15 protein-coding genes are annotated in these 21,169 nt (G+C 73.1%); 1 reads left to right on the top strand and 14 read right to left on the bottom strand.

What is annotated here, in order from left to right:
• The 12 genes from D459_RS33540 to ychF all read right to left on the bottom strand — a co-directional run bounded on the left by D459_RS33540 (position 1) and on the right by ychF (position 17,756).
• Entirely contained in the window at positions 1-774 is a 774-nt protein-coding gene (locus D459_RS33540; protein WP_017592361.1) for a hypothetical protein, read from the bottom strand.
• Between the two features lie 41 nt (positions 775-815).
• Positions 816-1,973, bottom strand: coding sequence for a C40 family peptidase (locus D459_RS0107410; RefSeq protein WP_017592360.1), 1,158 nt, complete (start codon positions 1,971-1,973; stop codon positions 816-818).
• 51 nt (positions 1,974-2,024) lie between these two features.
• Positions 2,025-2,666, bottom strand: a complete 642-nt coding sequence (locus tag D459_RS0107405) for a hypothetical protein (RefSeq protein ID WP_017592359.1) — start codon at positions 2,664-2,666, stop codon at positions 2,025-2,027.
• Positions 2,667-2,739: 73 nt separating this feature from the next.
• Positions 2,740-5,067 carry a type IV secretion system protein gene (locus tag D459_RS0107400; protein WP_040709482.1) on the bottom strand — a complete coding sequence of 776 codons (2,328 nt, stop codon included), beginning with the start codon at positions 5,065-5,067 and terminating at the stop codon, positions 2,740-2,742.
• Between the two features lie 173 nt (positions 5,068-5,240).
• Positions 5,241-7,742 carry an ATP-binding protein gene (locus tag D459_RS0107395; RefSeq protein WP_017592358.1) on the bottom strand — a complete coding sequence of 834 codons (2,502 nt, stop codon included), beginning with the start codon at positions 7,740-7,742 and terminating at the stop codon, positions 5,241-5,243.
• Positions 7,743-7,854: 112 nt separating this feature from the next.
• The gene (locus D459_RS0107390) at positions 7,855-13,047 is read right to left on the bottom strand and encodes a TcpE family conjugal transfer membrane protein (RefSeq protein WP_026120149.1); all 5,193 of its coding nucleotides are present in this window, start codon (positions 13,045-13,047) and stop codon (positions 7,855-7,857) included.
• Between the two features lie 13 nt (positions 13,048-13,060).
• On the bottom strand, positions 13,061-13,372 hold the full coding sequence (locus D459_RS0107385; RefSeq protein WP_017592357.1) for a hypothetical protein: 312 nt from the start codon (positions 13,370-13,372) through the stop codon (positions 13,061-13,063).
• Between the two features lie 78 nt (positions 13,373-13,450).
• Complete coding sequence (locus D459_RS0107380) at positions 13,451-14,434, bottom strand: conjugal transfer protein (protein WP_017592356.1); 984 nt, start codon at positions 14,432-14,434, stop codon at positions 13,451-13,453.
• A gap of 821 nt (positions 14,435-15,255) precedes the next feature.
• Positions 15,256-16,122, bottom strand: a complete 867-nt coding sequence (locus D459_RS0107370; protein WP_017592354.1) for a carbohydrate kinase family protein — start codon at positions 16,120-16,122, stop codon at positions 15,256-15,258.
• A 9-nt stretch (positions 16,123-16,131) separates the two neighbouring features.
• Entirely contained in the window at positions 16,132-16,254 is a 123-nt protein-coding gene (locus D459_RS37335; RefSeq protein ID WP_017592353.1) for a hypothetical protein, read from the bottom strand.
• Positions 16,251-16,520, bottom strand: coding sequence for a type II toxin-antitoxin system Phd/YefM family antitoxin (locus tag D459_RS0107360; RefSeq protein ID WP_017592352.1), 270 nt, complete (start codon positions 16,518-16,520; stop codon positions 16,251-16,253). The genes D459_RS37335 and D459_RS0107360 overlap by 4 nt, the downstream gene beginning before the upstream one ends.
• 141 nt (positions 16,521-16,661) lie before the next feature.
• A complete protein-coding gene (gene ychF / locus D459_RS0107355) occupies positions 16,662-17,756 on the bottom strand; it encodes a redox-regulated ATPase YchF (protein WP_026120148.1) in 1,095 nt (364 codons plus the stop codon).
• A gap of 303 nt (positions 17,757-18,059) precedes the next feature.
• Between ychF and D459_RS0107350 the strand changes: the two genes are divergently transcribed.
• Positions 18,060-19,007, top strand: coding sequence for an FkbM family methyltransferase (locus D459_RS0107350; protein WP_017592350.1), 948 nt, complete (start codon positions 18,060-18,062; stop codon positions 19,005-19,007).
• A gap of 99 nt (positions 19,008-19,106) precedes the next feature.
• Here D459_RS0107350 and D459_RS0107345 read toward each other — a convergent pair whose 3' ends face one another.
• Complete coding sequence (locus D459_RS0107345) at positions 19,107-19,802, bottom strand: alpha/beta fold hydrolase (protein ID WP_017592349.1); 696 nt, start codon at positions 19,800-19,802, stop codon at positions 19,107-19,109.
• Between the two features lie 41 nt (positions 19,803-19,843).
• Positions 19,844-21,109, bottom strand: a complete 1,266-nt coding sequence (locus D459_RS0107340; protein ID WP_017592348.1) for an MFS transporter — start codon at positions 21,107-21,109, stop codon at positions 19,844-19,846.
• Positions 21,110-21,169 lie beyond the last annotated feature (60 nt).

Genomic DNA, 21,169 nt, shown 5'->3' with positions numbered 1-21,169 from the left:
TCAGTCGGGAAGGATCCGTTCTATCTCCGTCGAGATGGCGATGTCCAGGGCTCGGACCTCTTCACGGAAGACCTGTTCATACTCTCGCTTGATGTCCTCGGGCTTCTGCGATTTCGTATACGTTGCGACGAAGACGCCGCTCTTCATCTTCCCGACAGCAACATAGTCGGCTCCGCCATCGGGGTTCTCACCGAAGAAGTACTCCGCCTCAGCCTTGGTGTTCTGACTGGTTCCACTCCCCGAAAGCCCTGAGAACCCTGCCTCCACCCGGCGAAGCTGCTCTTCGAACTCCCCTTGCGCAGCCTCCTCCTTTGATTCTTTTTCCGAATCATTGACGAAGGCCGTGTACCAGAGATCAAGAGAGGCTTCGCCCTGCCCAGATGGAGTGAAAGTCCATCTGCATTCATCCATGACCGTACGCCCCGGAGATTCTTCCCCCTCTTCCTCACCGGAGTCGGCGACACCTCCCCCCTCCACCATCTGGCCGCCTTTCCCCGCCATCACATCCGTATCAGCGACCTCGCAAAGGTCCAGGGCTCCGACTTCCATCGACTCCCTCGGCTTCCGCTGTTCCACGGCCTGCGGGTTCGATGCCGCCGTACCACCATCAGAGAAGAGCCCCGAAAAAACCAACCTCAGAGAACCAACGATGATCCCCATGACAAGAAAAGCCGCAGCCGTACCCGAAAAGAAGACGATGAAGAACGCGCGCCACCCGTAGATTCCACGCTTCTTCCTTACTCTGCCGGCAGCGGCCTTCTCTTTAGTGGACATTCACTTCCTTGCCTTCAGAGGCGGTCGGGAGGGGTGTCTCCTCACCCCTGGCTTTCCAACTGGGCCTTCACGTCCGGGTGCTCCAGCGGCCGTGTGAACCCGAGGATGTCCGCACGGCTCGGGTCATCGTACTCACGCGTCGCGATCGGCCCGCAGTCGGTGCACCAGGCCTCCACCATCAGCCCGTCGCCGATCACCATCCCGACGTGCCCCGGCCCCGGCGGCTCGTACGACCGCGAAACATCGAAGAACACCAGGTCCCCCGGCTGCTCCTCCCCCTGGGGGATCTTCGGGCCGAAGCCCCACTGGTCCTGGGAGATCCGCGGAATCGTCACCCCCACACTCTCGTACGCCTTCATCGTCAGCCCCGAGCAGTCGAACGTGTTCGGCCCGGTCGCCCCGTAGACGTACGACTTCCCCCGCTGGGCCAGCGCCCAGTCGACGACCGCCTGCGTAATGTCGTCCGGAGCCCGCCCGATCGGCAGTCCGTCCTCATTGACGTTGCACTCGACGCCGACCTTCACCGACTCACTGGGGTCGAAATCCCCGTCGGCGTACTTGTCCGCCCACTCCAGCACGTCGTCCACGTACCACCACGCGTGGTTGTAGCCGTAGATGGCCTGCCGGACGTCGTCCTTGATCCCGTGCGCGATCAGGTAGTCGGCCGAGGCCGGAATGGCGTCCTCCGGGTCGTAGACGCTGACGATCCCGTCCTCGTTGCCGTCCTGGCCGTACCCCTCCTCGGGCCGGTCCTCGGTCTTCATGACCGGCTGGCCTCCCCAGCTGTTCCCCGCGGCCGACCCGTCCAGCGCACCGAACTGCATCGGCCCGGCCGCGCCCCAGTCGTTGTGCCCTTCGGTGATCCCCGGCCCGTCCCAGCGGCCGTGCTTGCTCTCCACCTGGCCGACCCCCGCCAGGATGTTCCAGGGGACCCCCTTCTCCTCCCCCCACTCCTTGTACAGCTCCAGGTAGTTCTCCGGAATGGAGTCCTCGGCGTAGCCGCTGCTCTCCGTCTGCTCGGAAGACTCACCCGGAGTGCACTGGAGGGCGAACAGCGCCCCCGGATTCATGGTCATCGAAGGGATCACCGCAATGACCAGCGCAACGGTCCCGAGCATGAACAGGCCCACCGCGATGGCCAGGCGTGTGACACAGGAGCCGTCGTCTGCGGAGGGCTGCTTCACGAAGGGGGAGAGCATTCCATCACCTGCCAGGGGGTAGCGCGATCGGCAGTCTCGATCCGTCGGGGGTCACTTCCCACCCACGTTCCCGGCGTCGGCCGGCTGGAAGTCGTAGACCTCCCACCGGGAACCCTTCTTCTGCACGGTCACCGCGTAGTCGCCCAGGTCCTCGTCGGCCCCCTCGTCGTTCTCGATGATCGACTGGACCTTGACCACGAACACCACGGACGTCTTGTCGAAGCTGCGAATGGACCGGACGTCCGCACGCCCCTCGGCGACCGTCTTCTTCTCGCTCATCTCCGACCACAGCGCGCCCGCCCCGGAACTCTGCGCGAGCGATTTCGCGTAATCCTTCGCGGCCAGCTCCTCCATCGAGCCGTAGTACTCCTCGGGCGAAGCCGTGTAGTCGATGGTCGCGTAGGCCTCGCCGAACGCCTGCGCGGTCGCCCCCGCCGCCTTCAGCTCGGCCTCCTCGAACGGCAACCAGTCGAGCACCTGCATCTCCTCGACGGCCGTGGTCGGGATCGGGCTCGGCGCCGCCGTCGCCGGCCCGCCGATCCCCGACGACGAGCCCGCCTGCGGCTCCTCCCCGCCCTGCTCGTCGTCGCCGTCGAAACCGCCGAAGCTCAGGTAGAGCCCGAAGGCGACCAGGACGACGACCAGCCCTCCGAAGACGAAGCGCTGCTGCCGGTCAGTGAGCGTCTTGGCCATGACAGGGGGAGTCCTCCGCGGTGTCCGCTACGGAAAAGGTGCTGCCGGCTCAACGCGCCGGGACCGCGGCCGGTCACGAGTCGCTGTCCCGCAGCCAGAAGGGAACGTCCCGGTTGGCCCGGCGCTGCCCTTCGGATCCGGTCCAGAACGGGCTGATCGGACGGTCCGGGTCGCGCCTGCCGCTGGACTTGAACCAGTGCCCGTCCTCCCCGCCGCGCGCGGCGGGCTGCCGGGGCTGGCGCGGAGGCGGCGCCGCCTTCTCCCGGCGGGACCGGTGCTCGCCCCAGCGCGAGCGGCCGTTGGTGTTCCCCTCCGGTCGGGCGGGCTCCCGGCCGGCGAAGATCCCGGAACCGCTCGTCGGCGAAGGCGCACCGGAAGTCCGCTCGTTTCCGCCCTCCGAACGGCCGGAGGCCGGACGCTGGCCGCTTCCGCTGCCCGTGCCGAAGACCGAGGCCCACCCGGTGTCGCCGGTGCCCCGGTAGCCGCCTGCCGGACGGGGCGGGATCGGACCGCCGGAGGAAGGCGGCGCGGACGAAGAGCCGGATCCCACGCCTCCGCTGTAGGCGGCGTTCCCCAGGCTCGGCGCCTCTGCAGAGGGCCGAGAGGTGGACGACCCCGTGCGCTGCTCCGCACCTGCGGATTCGTTCCCGCTCAGCTTGAGCGGCGGCGGCCCGGACTTCCCCCGAGCGCGGCCGTACCCCGTGGTGCCTCGGACTCGGCGGCCTTCCGACCGGGCCCCGGCGACGCCTTCGCCCTCGCCCTGCTCGGCCGCCCCCGCTCCGGCGACCTGGCCGCCCTGCTGGTCCGCTCCCCCACCGGGGCCCGCGGGAACACCGCCCGCCGCTGCGGCGAGCTGGGGAGCGCGCCGGAGTCCCCAGCGCTGCGCCCGCATGTAGGCGACCGGGGGAAGGACGTTCGCACTCTGGCTGAGGACCCTGCTCTGCATCGCGTCGCTGACCATGCGCGACGTGAAGGTGTTGGCGTTCACCGAAGTGAAGAGGTGGACGAACGGCTTCCGGTAAATGAACAACGCAAGCGTGAACAAGGCCAGCAGGATCATCTGCAGCCCCCAAGCCAGGTTCGTCACCATCACCATGCTGTAGCTCATCACCAGAAGCGAAATGAGCAGCACGACGAAGATCTGTTTCAGCAGGAGCCCGAGAAGCATCTCGAACCATCGCAGGAGAACCGTTCGCCCATATCCCGGATGGATACCGATGAGGAGGAAGACCGGGGCGAGGAGCAGCAGGAGCAGGAAGCCGATCTTCAAGACGATGAGAGCGACGGATCCCACCAGGATAAGTCCGCCAGCGAAGACCGCGGCGAAGAGGGCCAGCGTCGCCACCCCTAGTCGACTGCCCGCCTGGTTCCCTTCGAAAAGCGGATAGATCTCCGGGTAGTTGTCCTCGATGCTTGCGGCGATCTCTTCGTAATCGCTCTGCTTCTCGGAGATCAGCTCAGATGCCTCGATCTCCCCCTTCGCGATCTGGTCCTGCTCAGCACGGCTGATCCCCTGCGCCTGCAGAAGCTCCATGCCGTGCTCTCGGACGGCCGTGTTGGCGACCGGCCCGGTACCGAACTCTCCTGCGATCCACGGACGGCACACCAGACCGGACCAGAGCATCTGCGAGTTGTTCCGGACAGCGAACTCGCTCTCACTCTCCCAATCGGCCTTAGAGGGCTCAGGGGCTCCGGCAGGGCAGACGTTTCCGACCCCGGGCACGGTCATCTTCGACGCAGCGGAATTCACCAGCTGAGAGCCGGAGTTGACCAGGGTTCCCGCGTATCCCAGGATCTGGGAGGGGTTCACCAGTATCCACATGCCGATGGCCGTCGCAAGGACCATCCAGACGGCGCTCTCGATGGTGAGAGTCACCCTCTTCCGAATCAGCCCGTACCACCCGAGCCAAACCGCGCCCAGGATGATCACGGTCGGAAGGAGCGGGCGCCAAAGGCCTTCTCGGAGTTCCACGACGGCGCTCTCGACCAGAGCGTTGAAGCTTTCGAGCAGGCCTTCAGAAGTAGCGGCCTGGTAGACGGTGATGGTCGACTGGTTGATCGTCTTCGAGAGATCCCATGCGGAATTGCTCAGTGTCGCGACCGCGCTGGAGCCCATCTTGTCGACACACGACTCACGGATGACGTGCCACTGCTGACCTGCCGTGCCGTACTGGCCGTACACGCTCGCATCAGGCGGAAGGCCGTCAGGGGAACTCGCGATCGAGTCCTGTGATTGGGGTGGGACCAGAAGTCCGTCCGATCCGCTCCCCGCGGCTTCCGGCTGCGGCGCAGGCTCCCCCGGGCACAATGACCCCGCAGGTGCCGTGGTCTCCTCGTCCGTCGGGTCCGCCCAGGCCGAGCCCACCGGCACCAGTACGAACGCCAGTGCCATCACCAGCATGGACAAGGACCGGCGCAGCCGACCCTTCTCCCCCCAAGCCCTGCGTGCCTTCCGCCTTCGGCCCGCCGCCCGGTCGGCCGTCCCGTCCTGCTCTGTCGCCTGTGTCGCCTGTGTCGCCTGTACCGTCCCTGCTGCCCGTGCCACCCGCGCCGCCTGCTGCCGCCGCCGCATGATCACCGTTCCTGCCCGTTGCCCCTGCCGGTGCCGATCAGTGCCTCCGCGCCCTCGAAGGCCGGTTCTTCCTCTTCATCGGGGTGCTGCCGGGTGGGGTTGGTGTCCAGCCAGCGCAGCAGCTCCTCCGAAATCAGGTCCACGCCGATGCGGCCGGCGCGCCCGTCCAGGTCGCGGAAGATGCATTCGCCGTTGCCGAGGTTCCGGAGCATCGCCTGGTGCTCCTCGGTCGGTTCGACCCCCAGCAGCGACATCACGCTCTCCACCTCGTAGCGCTCGCTCGATCTGAAGGTGAACACGCTCGACAGGCAGTTGGTCACCTGCTCGTTCAGCAGGTCGCCGGCGTTCTGGCTGACCAGGATCAGCGCGGTGTTGCGGGACCGCCCCATCCGGCTGACCTCCGGCACGAGCTTGGCGCCCTCAGGGGTGGAGGTCACCGCCCACGCCTCGTCCAGGAAGATCGCCTTGGGCAGGTGGCGGTCGAGCCCGTTCATCAGCCGCCGCGCGAACTGGCTGACCAGGTAGAGCAGCGCCACGCTGAGCCGCTGCTCATAGGAGTAGTCGTCGCGCTGGATGGTGGAGTCCGGCAGGGTCAGCCCGCCCAGGGTGAACACGGTGGTCCACCCCTCGGTGTCCACCTGGGCGTCGCCCTGCGGGTCGAAGCAGAGGCTGGCCAGCCGCATCTCCGACATCGACTGCAGCACCGCGCCGAGGTTGCGCGAGGCCGGGTCGTGCGACCGCTCCAGGTACTGCACGACCTTCGCCAGGCTCGGCTTGGGCTGGTTGGACACCGCCGCGACCGCCTGGATCATCGCGGACTCGCGCTCCTCGCTCATCCGCGGGAGCAGCAGCCGCAGCGTCTCCGTCGCCATGGTCTTCTTCGTCGGCAGGTCGTCGCCGAACGCGAACGGGTCCAGCAGGCCCGGCTCGGCCGAGCCGAGCGACATGATCCGCGCCTTGCGCCCCCGCCGCTGCAGCAGCCGGACCAGCGACTCCGCGTCCCCCTTGGGGTCGATCGCGGTGACCGTCACCCCGCGCAGCGCCAGCTGGTAGATGAGCAGCAGCGCCAGGGTCGTCTTCCCGCCTCCGGGCTCGCCGGTGATCGCGATGGCGGTGGGCCGGTTCCGGGCCGCGGCGACCATCGGGTCGAAGTGCACGATGGACCGGGCCCGGCCCAGGGTCTCGCCGATGTAGGGGCCGGTCCAGCCGCCCCCGCCCTGGCTCGGGTCGCGCCGGTCGCCCAGGTCGACGGTGGCGGTGGGCATGCCGCCGGCGATGGTGCGCAGCGGCTGGCGCTGGGCGTAGGCGCCGAGCCGGATCCGGTCCCCCGGCAGCGACTCGTTGAACAGCGACAGCTGGTCGCCGGTGGAGTTGACCACGTCGATGCCGATGTCGCGGTAGTGCTCCACCACCGCCTCCACCCGCTGCACCAGCTCGCTCTCGGTGGGCGCCGACACCATCAGCCGGTGCCAGCCGTAGACGAACGGCAGCCGCTCCTTGGTGATGCCGTGCTCCAGCATGCGGGCGGCGTCGATCTGCTCGGCCAGCGCGATCGGCATGTCCGCGCCGGCCTCCCTGATGTGCGCGTCCATGTCCCGGGCGTGCGCCAGCTTGCGGCTGACGTCCTTGCTGGCCTTGGCGGGCGGGATCAGCTTCATCCGGGAGCTGATCTCCACCGGGAACGGCAGCGCGTCGGAGTGGTGCATCCACGGTTCGCCGTCGGGGAACGGCATCAGGTCCGGGAACCGGGAGAACGACAGGTAGGCGACGTAGGTGTCGCCGGCGAACTGCTCCAGCCGCAGCATCGAGCGGCCGTTGTGCACGACCCCCTCCACCAGCTGCTCGATCTCACCGCGCCCCCAGGTGCGGCGGCCCGCCGCCGACGACCGGGGCTCCTCCGCGGTCCCGGCCACCGCGTGCCGGAGCAGCCAGGCGACCTGGTTGGCGGTGGCGTGCCGGGCGTGCAGCGAGCTGGCGGCCAGCGCCCGGCCGAGCCGCTCGGACTGCTCGGTCCAGCGGGCCAGCTCCTTGGCGTCGATGGCCGGGTCCTCGATGCCCAGCACCTGCTCGGAGCGCTGGTAGGCGCCGAGCAGCTGGGCGAAGACGCCCTGTTTGAGCTGGCCGCGGACGCCGCCGCGGATGCCCAGCCGGACCCCGAGGTAGACCTCCTTGGACCAGAAGTCCTTGGCCCACACGTGCCGGTACATCTCGTCGAGGTAGTCGTACCAGCCGGGCCCGGAGTCGGAGGTCTCGTCCAGCCGGGTCGCCCACTGCGCCGCCGGGTAGGTGCGGTGCGCCACCCGCAGGTGCACCTCGGCGTCGTCCATCCGGATCGCGGCGAGCGCGATGGTGACGTTGGTGGCCAGCGCCTCCCGCTCCTCCGGGGTGGAGAACTCGTAGGAGACCGTGGGGAGCCGGAAGTAGGCCCAGGCCTCCGAATCGCTGAGCAGGATGCGGTCGTCGAAGTAGCGGACCGAGAGCCGGCTCCCGCCCCTGCTGTTCATCGCTGCCCCTCCCGGGTGCTGGTGTGCTGTCTCGGCTGTTCCTGCCCGCGCGGGTGCGGCGCCGGTCTCGGCGCGCCGCGGGCGGTGGTCGGGGCTTCGTCGGCGCGGCGGGTCATCGGTGCGCCTCCGTGGGGGTGGAGCGGCCGGGGCCGGAGCGGCCCTCCGGGGAGAGGGCGTGCATCAGGACGCCGGCCAGCGCAGCGTGCGCGCGGCGGGTGCTGGTGCGCAGCTCCTCGGTGCCGCCGAGGTCGCCGGAGGTGATGTGGTCGTCCCAGGGGACGCGGACGATGGCGCGGCAGCGGCCGCGGGCGACCTGCTCCGCCTCGTCCACGTCGGTCAGGCTGCGCCTGCTGACGCCGTTCACCACGACGACGGAGCGGGAGCGCAGGTCGGCGTAGCCGTGCCCGTCCAGCCACTCGAAGGTCATCGCCACCGAGCGGGCGGCGTCGGCGCTGGCCGGGGCGACCAGCACCAGGCCGTCGGCGGTGGGCAGGGCGCGGGCGACGCCGGTGGCCGCCGGGTCGAGGACCGCGACCTCGTAGAAGCCGGAGAGCAGGTCGGCGAGGGAGGCGTAGTCGCGGTCGTCGAGGGTCTGCACGTAGGGGTCGTCGAGGGAGGAGACGACCTCCAGGCCGGTGGAGGTGGACGAGGTGTAGCGGCGCATGGCCTGGTAGCCGTCGATGCCGTCGGCGTTGGCCAGCAGGGAGGTCAGCGTCTCCGGGGTCTGCGTGCCGATCCGCCGGGACATGCCGTTGGCGCCCGGGTTGACGTCGACGGCGACGACCCGCTCGTCCCGGTAGGCGGCCAGGGTGTGGGCGAGCATGAGGGCGGTGACGGTCTGGCCGGCCCCGCCGGTGCAGCCGAGGACGACGATCCGGCGCGGCCGGCCGATGTCGCAGCGGATCCGGTCGACGTCTCCGGTCTGCGGGCCGGTCGTCTTGGGGGCGGCGGCCGACCCGCCGGTGACGACGCGGGCCAGGCGGCGCCAGCCGCGGGTGCCGCCGGAGTCGGCCGAGGCCGGGGAGCCGGGGTCGGAGGTCGGGGCGGCGGCGCGGCCGTTCCCGGTGGTGGTGGCGGTGGAATCGGTGGGGGCGGAGGCGGTGGCGTCCCGGTCGCCGCCGTCGCGCGGGAGCCGGTCCTGCTCGCCGGTGCCGTGGTCGAGCTGGAGGGCGGGCTTGGCGTCCGCGTCGGCGCCCTGGGCTGGGGTGCGGCCGGTGGGGCGACCGGTGGGACGGTCGGCGGACCGGCCGTCGGGGGCGGTGCGCTCCTCCGCGCCGTTCCGCCGGGGGCGGCGCGGCTCTTCGGCGCGGCCCGCGTCCGGGCCGCCGAACAGGCCGCTCAGCCGGCGGGCGTTCTCCGCCACCCGGCTGAAGACGCCCTCTTCGCCACCGGAGGCCGGGGCGGCGCCGGAGGCCTTCTCGCTCCGGTCGGCGGCGGGGCGGGCGGAGCGGTCGGTGCCGGGGCGGGTGGCGCGGGCCGGGCGGTCGCCGTTTTCGGCGGGCGCGGCGGGGTCCTGCTCCGAGGAGCGCTCCGGGGAGGCGTCGCGGTCCGACCGCTCCGCGCCGCGGCCCAGCCGGGACCGGCGCGCCCGGAAGGCGGCCTCCTCGGCCGCGGCCAGGTCCTCGGCGGTGGTGCGCTTGGGTTCGCCGTCGCCCTCGGGCCCGGCCGGGGCCGGTGCCCGGTCGGCGGGGTTCGCGGGCTTCGCGGGGGCGGGCTCCGGGCCCGCCTCGGCGGCCGGAGCGGCGGGCCCGGACGCCTTGCCGACGGGGGCTCCGGTGCTCTTCTCGGCGGGGCCGGAAGGCGCCTCGCTCTTCTGCTCGGCCTTCTGCTCGGCGGAGGACGCGGCGGGCGCCTCTCCGACGGGGTCCGCGGGCTTCGCGGGGGCGGCCTCCGGGCCCGCCTCGGCGGCCTTTCCGGTGAGGGCGTCGGCGGCCTTCTCCGCAGGGCCGGAAGAGGCCTCGGCGGGCTGCTCGGTGGTGCGGCTCCGCCCCGCCGGGGCAGGGGCGGCGCTCTTCCCGTCGGTCTCCGGGTCGAACCCGTCGGGGGCCTGCACCTCCCGCTCGGGGGCGGCGGTGGCGATGAAGCTCTCGTGCTCGCCGGTGCCGTGGTCCAGCTCGTAGCCGGACTTGGCGGGCAGGGCGCTCCGCTCGGACGCGGGCCGCTCCGGCCGCTCCGCGGCGGCGGCGCCCGGGGCATCGGTGCCGGAGGCGGCGGTGGAGGCGGTGGAGGCGGTGGAGGCGGTGGAGGCGGTGGAGGCGGTGGAGGCGGTCGCGCCGGGCTCGGCGGCGACCTTCGGCCTCCCGTCCGAGGGCTCCTCGGCGGATCCCCCGGCGGCGGGCCGGGCGGCCTCGGTCGGCCGGTCTTCGGGGGTCTCGGACTCGGGGGCCGGGCGGTGGTCGGCGCGGGCGTCCTGCGTGCCGGAGGCCCGGGCGGCGGGGGCGGGATCGCCGCTGTCCTCGGCTGCGGCCTCGGCCTTCTCCGCGATCGCCGGAGCTTCGGCGGTCGACCGCTCCTCGGAGCGGGCCGCCGTCGCCTCCGGCGCGGGCTTCGGGTCCGCAGGCTGCGGCGCTGCGGGCCCGGAGTGCTCGGCGGCACGGGCGGGCTCGTCCTCGTCCGGGCGGTCCGCGAGCGTGCGGGGGGCGCCCTCGGGGCGCGCGGAGGCCTCGGCCTCGGCGGACCCCTGGTCCGGGGCGGTGGCGGACGGGGCGGCTTCGGCCGCAGTCGCGGCGGCTCCGGTGGTGCCGGTGGCCGCCTCCGCCGCGTCCTCGCCGGCGTCCTGCCGCTCGCCGGCCGCTGCTCCGGGCGTCGCGGGGGCGGTGTCCCGCCGCTCGCCCGCCCGGTGGCCGGCCCGGGGGTCCTGCGCCTGCGGCGCCGGGGCGGCGGCCGGCGCCGCGCCGGGCTCGGGTCCGGTGCCCGGCCGGTCCTCCCGCCGGGGCGCGCCGTCCGCCTCGGCCGCGCGGTCCGCGGTCGCGTCCGGGCCGGTCCCGGGCAGCGCGGAGGCGAAGCTCTCGTGCTCGCCCGTCCCGTGGTCCAGCTCGTACTCCGACTTGGCCGGCGCGGCCTCGGCCGGGGTCGGCCGCTCCCGCTGTTCCTGCCGGTTCCGGGCGGGGGCGGCGGCGTCCGTGCGGGCGGCCGGCGGCTGCGCCGTCCCGTCGGCTCCCTCCGGGGCGGCGGTGGCGGCGAAGCTCTCGTGCTCGCCGGTGCCGTGGTCCAGCTCGTACTCGGACTTGCGCTCCGCCTCCTTGCGCTCCGCCTCCTTGCGCTCTGCCTCCTGCTCCGTCCCCTGCCCGGCGGCGGGGGCGGGGGACCGCTGCTCCGCGCCGTCCCGGTCGGCGGGGGCGGGCAGGGTCGCGGCGAAGCTCTCCTGGTCGCCGGTGCCGTGGTCGAGCTGGAGGGCGGGCTTGGCCTTCTTCTCCGCCTTCCGCGCCTTCTCCGGCGGCTGCGGTGCGCCGGTCCGCTCCGGGGTCTCAGCGGTGCGGTCCGCGCCGCGCCCGGGGCGGGCCGGTTCGGTGGCGCGCACCTCGGTGAACCAGCCCGAGGAGTTCCGGCGGGCGGCGCCGGGGTCGTCGGCCTCGGCGAACCGGGGGGCGGGCGGGGCGGGGGTGTCGACCTGGGCGAGGTGCCGGTCGAGCGCCTCCAGCCTCCGCTTCTCGGAGTGCTTCTCGGCGTCGCCGGAGCCGTCCGCGGCGGGGGCGGACTCGGCGGCGCCCGGCTCGGCCCCGCTCTTCCCGGCGCCCTCCTCGGGGCTCTCCTCGATGCCGCTCTTCGCGGCGCCGGCCCGGTCGCCGCGCTCGGGCAGCTCCCACGGGGCCGCGTGCGGGCGGCGGGCGGGGGTGCGCTGCTCCTGGGCGGCGGCCTCCTCGGGGCCGGCCGGGGCGCCGACGCCGCGGCCGCGGACGGGCGGCGCGGCCTGGATCCGCTCCCCCGCCCGCTCGGCCCGGTCGGCGCGCTCCTGCTCCAGGCGGCGGGCGACCCGCACGCCCTGGGCCCGGCCGCGCAGCCGGCGCAGGGAGGCGCGGTCCGGCTCCGCCTGCTCGCGGTCGGCGGCAGGGGCGGGGGCGGGGGCCTGCTCTTCCCGGTCCTCCCCGGCCTCCTCGGCCCGGGCGGGGGCCGCGGAGTCGGCCGCGGCGCCGGTGTGCCGCTCCTCGGGGGCGGGCGCGGCCATCATCTCCTCGGCGCGCCGGCGGGCCTCGCTGTCCGCGCGGGACGCCTGCCCCGTCTCCTCTTCGGGCGGGCCGTCGGCCGGGTCGCGGACGCTGAGCAGCCACTCCTCGCTCTCCCGGCGCGCGGCGGCCAACGCCTCGCGCCGGTCGCGCTCGGCGCTCTCCGCGCGCTCTGCGGAGAGCGGCGCGGTGACCGGGGCCTGCTCCGCCTCCTCCTCCGGGGACGGGCCCTGCTCCTTGGATCGGTTCAGACCGAAACCGAAGTAGTTGAGCATCTTGGTGCCGATGCCCCGGCGCTCCCCGGCGGGGGCGCCGCGCTCCGGGCGGGGCCGGGCGGGGCGGGGCCGGGGGGCGGGCTCGGCGCGCTTTTCCCCGCGCTCCTCCTCGGCGGCCGGGGCCTCGGCCCGCGCTTCGGCGGCGGGCAGCGGCTCCGGGGCCTCGGGGAGGGGCTCGGGCTCTTCGACCGGCTCGGGCCGCTCGGCGCGGGCGGCGGGCTCCTGGGCGGGGGCCGCCTCGCGCTGCGGCCGCGGGGGCGCCTCCGCCGGTGCGGAGGCGAGGCGGAGCGGCGGGGGCGCGGGCTCGGAGCGGCCGGCGCCGGGCAGGGCCAGCGGCTCCGGTCCTGCGGGGCGGCGGGCCTCCGGGGCGGCGAGCGGGGGCGCGGCGGCGCCGAGGCGCTCGGGGCGGGTCCGGGCCCCCTCCTCCTCGACCGCGCGGGCGCGCCTGCGCGGGCGGACGATGCGGGTCCTGGTCACCGCGGGCAGCGGGCCCGCGGCCGGGTCGCGGTGCCAGACGGTGACCACGACCCGGACCTCGGCGGGCTCGTGCTCGGGCGCGAGCCGGGTGTAGACCCGGGCCTCGGCCAGGAAGCGCAGCTGGGAGGCGAGCAGCTCGGTGAGGCGCTTGCCCTCGATCACCGGCCGAGTGGCGAGGAAGGTGATGACGAACGGGGGGACGATCCAGACGACGTGCCAGGGGGTCTCCAGCGGGAAGCCGACCAACCGGAGCAGCATCGCCCAGATGGCGAGGACGCCCAGGAACACACCGAGGGTGACGACCGAGAGCGGTTGCGGCAGGCGGAAGTCGTACAGCTTGTACAGCCGCTTCTCGATGCGCCAGATATTGGTGTAAGTGGGCAGGTCCATGTCCCCGGGGCTCCTACTCGACTACCTCGACGCCCATGGCGCGCGCGATCGCGGTCGCCAGTGTCTCGATGACGTTCGGAACATAGAAGACGATCCCAATGAAAATCGCCAGCACGACGAATTGCGCAAATCGGGTGATCTCCCTGGTGAAGAGGAAGAAGATCGCCACGATCGACACGATCACCAGGAACAACGGTCCGAAGAAACCGCGCAGCCAGTCGGCCAGGCCCTGGGTGTCGGGGGCCTCTCCGTCAGCGGCGGCCAGAACGATCGGGGTGGCCGCGTCCGAAATCGCGTGGACGGCATCGGAAAACAGGGGGAGCATGTCAGTCCACGTCCTCCTGGGTCGGATATCTGCCGTTCATGGCCATTGTTCTCCTTGCTTCGTTCACCGGGGGCCGGATCAGCGGCCGAGGGCCTGGAGCGACCCCTGGACGTCGCGCACGTACCACTTGCCGCCGGACTCGACCACGGTCAGCTGGTAGCTCTGGGTGAGGGTGGCGCCCTCGCCGTCGGAGCCGCCCGATCCGCCGGGGACGCGCCAGACGACCTCGGCCACGGCCTGGCGCACGTCCTCGTCGCCGGCGGCGGCGGTGCGGGCGGGGACCGCGACCTCGTCCAGTTTCTCGAACACCAGGCTGTCGGCGGGCAGCGGGGCGATCCGCACGCCGCTCTCCACGTACTGGGAGAGGTGGTCCGGGTTGGCCGAGTAGGCCTCGAAGAACGCGGGGAGCATCGACTCCAGCTCCGCGCGGGCCTCGGTGTCGACGTCGACGCCGGGCGCCTCGGGCAGGTCCGCCTTGTCGGGGGCGGCGAGCAGGGCCGGCCGCCCGGAGACCACCAGGGAGGACGGGTCCGCGGCGTACACCGGGACGTCCAGGGTCATCGGGGCGCCGTTGACGTCGGCGGCCAGGGTCACCACCGCGTTGTTGCCGTCGGCCTCCTCCACCCGGACCACCTGGATCTCGGTCCCGGTGAGGGGGCCGCCGGAGATCTCGTAGGAGGAGGCGTCGCCCTCCGGGACGAACGCGGCGAGCTCCTCCTCGCGCTCCTTCCGGCCGCCCTCCTCGACGTTGAGGTAGTGCTCGGCGAAGCGCACGGCGAAGGCGGCGGCCGCGGTCTCGGGGAAGTCGCCGCCCTCCTCCTGCTCGGCCGGCTCCTCGGCGGCGGGGGTGGCGATCCCCTCGCGCAGCGGGTGCCAGACCCCGTTGACCAGGACGACGATGATGAAGGCCCAGAGCACAGCCCGGCCGACCCAGACCCACCAGCGCCCGCCGGAACCCGCCCTGGGGCGCTTCAAGCGGCCCGTGGCGGCCTCCCGGGGGCCGTCGTACCCGTCGGCCGCCTCGGGCGCGCCGCCGCCCCGCGCGGTCGACCTCCGAGCCATCTCGCCTCCCTCACTCGCACCGCGGACCCGGTCGTCCGCGGCGGCAACGATTCTCCCCCGAGCACTCTGTCTACCCCACCTATGGTGCGGCATTATCCGGGCGCCCCGTCGCCAATGATGTCCGTGTTTTCTCCCCGACCGAACCTTGTACCCGGCCGACCAAACGGCCAATACCCCCGCACCAGCCCATATCCTGTCACTCCCCGAGATCCTCCAAGGTCAGCGCAGTAATTGAGGACCGACCGGAAACGGCCTGGTTTCCCTCCGGCCACACGAATGTGACCTTGACCTTCCTCGGCGCGCCCCCTTGACAGAGTGCCGCCTTCCGGTTCCGAGCGGAACCCTTCCGACATTTATGCAGGTAGGGGCGGGATCAGCGGTTCCACACCGGGAGAATGCCGGAGAATCGACCTGATGCGCGGTTTCACCCGGTTCACCGCCGAGGCGCGGAGGCCCCGGAGAGGCGGGGCCCCGAGGAGGGCTCGTACTTCTCGGAGGACTTCGAGACCGTGGCGCTCGTGCGCGACCGCGCGGAGTCCCCTACCGGCGAGGACGCGGCGTTCACCATCGGCTTCATCACCGAGGAGGAGGTCGGCCTCACCGTGATGAGGAACGGCGGGATCGACGGCTGCACGGTCGACGCCGACGGCGACCGGATCGCGGACCGACCTCCGCGCCGGTCGGAACCGCGCGCAGTGGGCGGGCCGGGCTCCCGGTCCGCCCCGCGCCCGGCTCGGGACGGGCCCCGGAGCGGAGCGCCGCCGTGGTCTCCGCGTGCGCGCCAGGACCGGAAGAGGCCCCTCCCTGCGGGCCGGGGCCGCTCAGCCCCGACCGAGCACCGGGTGCAGGTGGTCGCTCTCGATCGCGATCCGGGCCTGCTCCGCCGCCGCATTGAGGGCGCCGGCCACCGGCGCGGAGCGCACGGTGGCGGCCAGGAAGCCCGCCATGAACGCGTCGCCGGCGCCGTTGGTGTCGGCGACCTCGGCGGCGGCCGCCGCGGTCTCGTGCCGCGTGCCGTCGGCCTCCAGCGCGACCGCGCCGTCCGCCCCCCGGGTGCACACCGCCAGGCGCGGGCCCCGGTCCAGGCAGGAGCGCATGAGCTCCCAGGGGTCGCCGGTCCGGTCGTCGTTCATGAACACCGCCTCCGCCGCGCGCAGGAAGGGCTCGTGGAACTCGGACGCCCCGTCGTAGTCGTGCAGGTCGACCCAGATCCGCGCCCGCCGCGCCGGCAGGTCCGCGAGCACGAGCCCGCCCAGCTCGCTCAGGTCGATCACCGCGAGGTCCGCCGCGGCCACCGCCGCCCGGGCCGCCTCGACCGCACCGGCGGGCGGAGCGGAGGGGGCCGAGACGTAGAGCGACACCCTGCCGCCGTCCTCGGTCATGAGGTTGACGTGGCGCTCGGTCCGCTCGCTGCGGACGGCCTCCACGGCGACGCCCGCGCCGGCGAGCGAGCTCCGGACCCGCTCCCCGTCCGCGTCCTCGCCGACGGGGGTCCACAATCGCACGCCGATCCCGAGGCCGGCCAGGTGCAGCGCCTTCCCGGCCGAGGTGCCGCCGAGCGTATGCCAGGAGCGGCGCGCGAGCTGCATGTGGGGCACCGGCTCCGGCAGCCGGTCGAGGAGGATGAGGTGGTTCCAGGCGGCGGGGCCGCAGACGACGACCTCGGTGGAGCGGGAGGAGGAAGGCATGCCCCGTATTCAACACCAGAACGCCCCGGGAAGGCCGGCGGCGGGACAGGTGCTCCGGGCGAGCATCTTGCGATCGGCCTTGAGCCGGGAGATGCGGTCCTCCCGGCCCTGGTCCTCGAAGACGAGCCTCACCCGTCTTCTCCCGAATCCGGGTCGATCAGCTCGCGTTCGGAGACATCGGTGCCGTTCAAAGCGTTCTCGTACGCCTTGAGCAGGCGCCGGGCGTTGGCGGGCGAACGCAGGAGGTAGGCCCCCTCGCGCAGAGCCGCGTAGTCCTCGGCGGAGAGGAGCACCGCATTGCCGTGCCGGGAGACGATCTCGGCGACGTCGTGATCCTCGTTGACCTTCTTGATCAGCGGGAAGAGCTCTCTGCGGGCCTCTCCGGCGGTGATGGGCATGAGACGCTTCCCTTCATCGAGTGCCACCGTCCAACGTCTCACTTCCCGTCGCGGTCGGCAGAGGAAACAGATCAAAGCGCCGGAGCCCGGGGAGGACGAAGGGCGGCCCGGAATCCGGACCGCCCTGCTCGGAACCTCGGGTCAGACGTTGAACCTGAACTCCACCACGTCGCCGTCGGCCATCACGTACTCCTTGCCCTCCATGCGGACCTTGCCCGCGGCGCGGGCGGCCTGCATGGTGCCGGCCTCGACCAGGTCGCCGAAGGAGACGATCTCGGCCTTGATGAAGCCGCGCTGGAAGTCGGTGTGGATGACCCCGGCCGCCTCGGGGGCGGTGGCGCCCTTCCGGATCGTCCAGGCCCGGGCCTCCTTGGGGCCCGCGGTGAGGTAGGTCTGCAGGCCCAGGGTGGCGAAACCGACCCGGGCCAGCTGCGCCAGACCCGACTCGGACTGGCCCATCGACTCCAGCAGCTCGGCCGCCTCGTCGTCCTCCAGCTCGGCCAGCTCGGCCTCGATCTTGGCGTCCAGGAAGATCGCCTCGGCCGGGGCCACCAGCGCGGAGAGCTTGGCGCGCAGCGCCTCGTCGGCCAGCTCGTCGGAGTCCAGGTTGAACACGTAGATGAACGGCTTGACGGTGAGCAGGTTGAGCTCGCGGATCCGCTCGGTGTCCACCCCGGCCTCGGCGGCGCCCGCGTACAGGCCCTTGCCGGAGTCGAGGACCTTCTGCGCGGCCCGGGCCGCCTCCAGGGTCTCCTGGGCGGCCTTGTCCTTGGCGTTGCGCTTGGCGTCCTTCTCCAGCCGGGGCAGCGCCTTCTCCAGCGTCTGCAGGTCGGCCAGGATCAGCTCGGTGTTGATCGTCTCGATGTCGCGGGACGGCTCGATGTCGCCGTCGACGTGGGTGACATCGGGGTCGTTGAAGGCCCGGATCACCTGGCAGATCGCGTCGCTCTCGCGGATGTTGGCGAGGAACTGGTTGCCCAGGCCCTCACCGACGGAGGCGCCGCGGACGATGCCCGCGATGTCGACGAAGTCGACCGTGGCCGGCAGCACCTTGGCGGAGCCGAAGATCTCGGCCAGCTTGTCGAGCCGCGGGTCGGGCACGCCCACGACACCGACGTTGGGCTCGATGGTGGCGAACGGGTAGTTCGCGGCCAGAGCGTCGTTCTTGGTCAGCGCGTTGAAGAGGGTGGACTTGCCGACGTTGGGCAGGCCGACGATCCCGATAGACAGACTCACGGCCACGAGTCTAGTTGCGCCCGGAGCGTGTCCTCGCCGGTCGCCGAAGTGAGCCGGGCCGCCCCGCGCGGGCCACCCGGAATGCCGGGTCGGCGGCCCGTCCGCCGGGTCCGGACCGTTCTCCCCCGCCGCCCCGATCCGCCCCGGAAGCAGGAGGTTTCGGTGTGCCCTTTCCCCTCTTCGGGTGAATCGCCCTGCGGGCGGGGGCCCCGCCGCTATACGTTCGTGTCTCGTCCGCATGCGGTCGGGGGCCGTGCGGGCGTGCGCGCAGGCGTCCCATTCGCCGATCGGGGGGAATCGACAATGGTCTCTGGGCAGGTCCGTGCTTTCGTCCGGCGCCATCCGGCGGTCCGCCACGCGACCCGGCAGCTGCGCATCCGGCTGCCGCGCAGCCTCGGGGGGCTGGATCCGGCCCGCGTCCCCCCTCGGGTCCGCCGGTTCTCGCTGATGCTGCCCCGGACGGAGGGCGGCCCGGCCTGCGGTCCGGACGAGCTCCGCATCACCGTCCCCGGGGACCTGTCCGTCCCGGCCCGGCTGCACCGGTACGGCCTGGCCGGGCACCGCCCCGACGCGCTGGCCTGCTTCCTCGCCGCGGTGGAGACGGCCCGGCCCGGGGCGGTGCTGGACGTCGGCGCCAACGTGGGGGTCTACGCGGCGCTGGCCGCGGCGCGCAGCGGCCGCGACGTGTACGCCTTCGAGCCGTGCCCGCAGGCCGCGCGGGCGGCGCGGGCCATCGCCGCCGACAACGGGCTCCGGGTCGAGGTGGTCGACCTGGCGATGAGCAACCACACCGGTTCGGCCCGGCTGCGCCTCTCCGCGACCGGCGACGCCGCCAACTCGCTGGTCCCCGGCTTCCGCCCGGAGGTCGGCCGGATCCCGGTGCGGGTGGGCCAGCTGTCGCACTGGCGCGAGGAGGCCGGGGCCGCCCCCGCGATCGTCAAGATCGACACCGGGGCGACCGAGCCGGACGTGGTCGCCGGCGGCCTGGAGGTGCTGCGCCGGTTCCGCCCGTGGGTGCTCTGCAAGGTGCTGCCGGGCCGCGGCATCGGCGACCGGCTGACCGCGCTGCTCGACCCGCTCGACTACCACTGGTACCCGCTGGACGGCCCGCCCCCGCACACCCCGCGCCCGTCCATCACCGACGGCCCCGGCCGGCGCGGGCGGATGTGGCTGCTCACGCCCGTCCCCGCCCCCGACCGGCTGTGGTCCCGCGCCCTGCGCTGGCGCGAGGCGCTGGACCGGTGCCGCTGACCCCGTGCCGTTGATCCCGACGCCGATCTCGGCGCCGTCGCCGTCCCGTCCGGTCGCGAGAGAGCGGCGACGCCGAGGGCGGCGCGGAACGGCCGGAGGTCAGATCCAGCCCTCCAGGGTGGCCATGTAGCCGTCGAAGTCGTCCCGGTGGCTGCAGTGGCCGGTGCCCTTGACCACGCGGACCTCGAAGCCGGCCGCGCGGAGGCGGTCGGCGCCCTCCTCGGTGACGGTGAAGCTGGGGTCGGCCAGCTGCACCAGGGAGGGCACCACCGGGGCCGCGGGGATCAGGTCGGCGCCGTGCAGGTTCTTGATCATGTCGAAGAAGCCCGGGTCGAACCGGCCGAAGCCGGCGAGTTCGGCCTCGATGTCGGCGTCGCTCCAGCGCGGGTTCATCGCGCGGACCGACTCGGCGGTGGCGCCGGCGACCATGGCGCGCATGCCGTCCGCGGCGGCCTCGGGGATGTGGCCGAACTGCCAGCCCGGGTCGTAGTAGACGGCCCGGGCCGGGCGGAGCCGGTCGACCGCCATGGACAGCGCGAGGCCGCCCATGGAGTGGCCGATGGCCAGGTCGGCGCCGGCCGGCAGGGTCTCCGCCAGGTCGGCGGCGACCTCCTCGGGGAGGTAGCGGCCGCGCGGGCTGAGGCCGTGCCCGCGCAGGTCGGGGGCGAGCACGGTGTAGCCGCGCTCGGCCAGCGCCCCGGCCACGGCGTGCCAGGTGCCGTGGTCCGACATGGCGCCGTGGACGAGCAGGGCGGTGCGGCCGCCCTCGCCCCGGGTGTGCACGTGGAGTCGCATGGGGTCCTTGTCTCTCGGAGTGGTGCGGGCGGGGGCGCCGGTCAGGCGACGCCCTTCACCCGGGTGATGGCCAGGGCGCCGATGACGGAGAAGACCGCGCCGATGATGAACAGGTAGGTGTAGCCGCCCAGGGAGACCACGATGGTCCCGGCGACGAACGGGGCGATGATCTGCGGGCCGGCGTTGGCGATGTTGAGCACGCCCAGGTCGCGGGCGGCGTCCTCCTGCTTGGGCAGCACCAGGGTGACGATGGCGTGGTCGGCGGCCATGAACACGCCGAACGCCGCGCCGCCGATCGCGGCCCAGACGAACATCCCGGCCAGGGTGGGCAGCAGCACCGGGACGAGCGTGGCCGCGGCGGCGATGACCCCGGCGACCAGGACGAACGGGCGGCGCCTGCCGATCCGGTCGGAGATCGGGCCGATGACCGAGGTGCAGGCGACGGTCAGCACGGTGTTGGCGATGACCAGCATCGGGATGGCGTCGGTGGGGGCCAGGCCGTCCGGCAGCTCGATGTGGTCGGCCAGGATGTAGGCCTGGTAGCCCATGATGAGGAAGAAGCCCATCATCATGAAGGCCCGGCTGGTGAAGGCCCAGGTGAAGTCGGGGCTCCGCAGTGCCGTCCCGAAGCCCTTGAGCTGGTCGGCGAGGCCGCCGCCGGCCGGGTCGGCGGCGGGGAGCTCGGCGCCGCGCGGGTCGTGGGTGAGCGAGGCGAACAGCACCGCGGCGACCACCAGCGCCGCCCCGAACACCAGGTAGCCCAGTTCGAGGTCGCCGACGAAGCGGGCGGCGGCGAGGCTGCCGGCCACCATGCCGACGGACTGGGCGATGCCCATCACCGCGGAGGCGCTGCCGCGCCGCTCGGCGGGGACGCGGTCCGGCACGGTCGCGGTGATGGCGGCCTGGTAGACGTTGCCCATCGCCTGCGCGGCGCACCAGCCGACCAGCAGGATCCACAGCGCGGGGGCGAAGCCCATCAGGCCGAGGAAGGCCAGGGCGCCCAGGGCGCCGCCGATCATCCAGGGGTTGCGCCGCCCCCAGCGGGACCGGGTGCGGTCGGAGAGCACCCCGCCGATCGGGTTGAACAGGGTGGCGAAGACCGCGCTGGTGCCGGTGACGACGGCGAGGTTGATCTCCTTGTTCGCCGGGTCGAACGCCTCGACCTGGACCGGGAGCAGGATGCTCACCACGCCCAGGTACATCGCGTAGAGCGCGAGGTTGCCGACGGTGAAGAGGCCGAGGAAGCGGCGGAGCCCGCGCCTCCCGCCGGTCCGCTCGACCGGGGCGGGGGCGGCCGGGGCCGTCATCGCTCCGCTCCGTGTGCGGTGGTGTGGACACGAGCAGGCTCGTTCATGGACGCTCTCCTC

Source organism: Nocardiopsis potens DSM 45234 (assembly GCF_000341105.1).
In the GTDB taxonomy this organism is placed as follows: Bacteria; Actinomycetota; Actinomycetes; order Streptosporangiales; family Streptosporangiaceae; genus Nocardiopsis_A; species Nocardiopsis_A potens.
The sequence above is the reverse complement of the archived record's forward strand: the minus strand, read 5'-3'. Positions and strand labels throughout refer to the sequence as shown.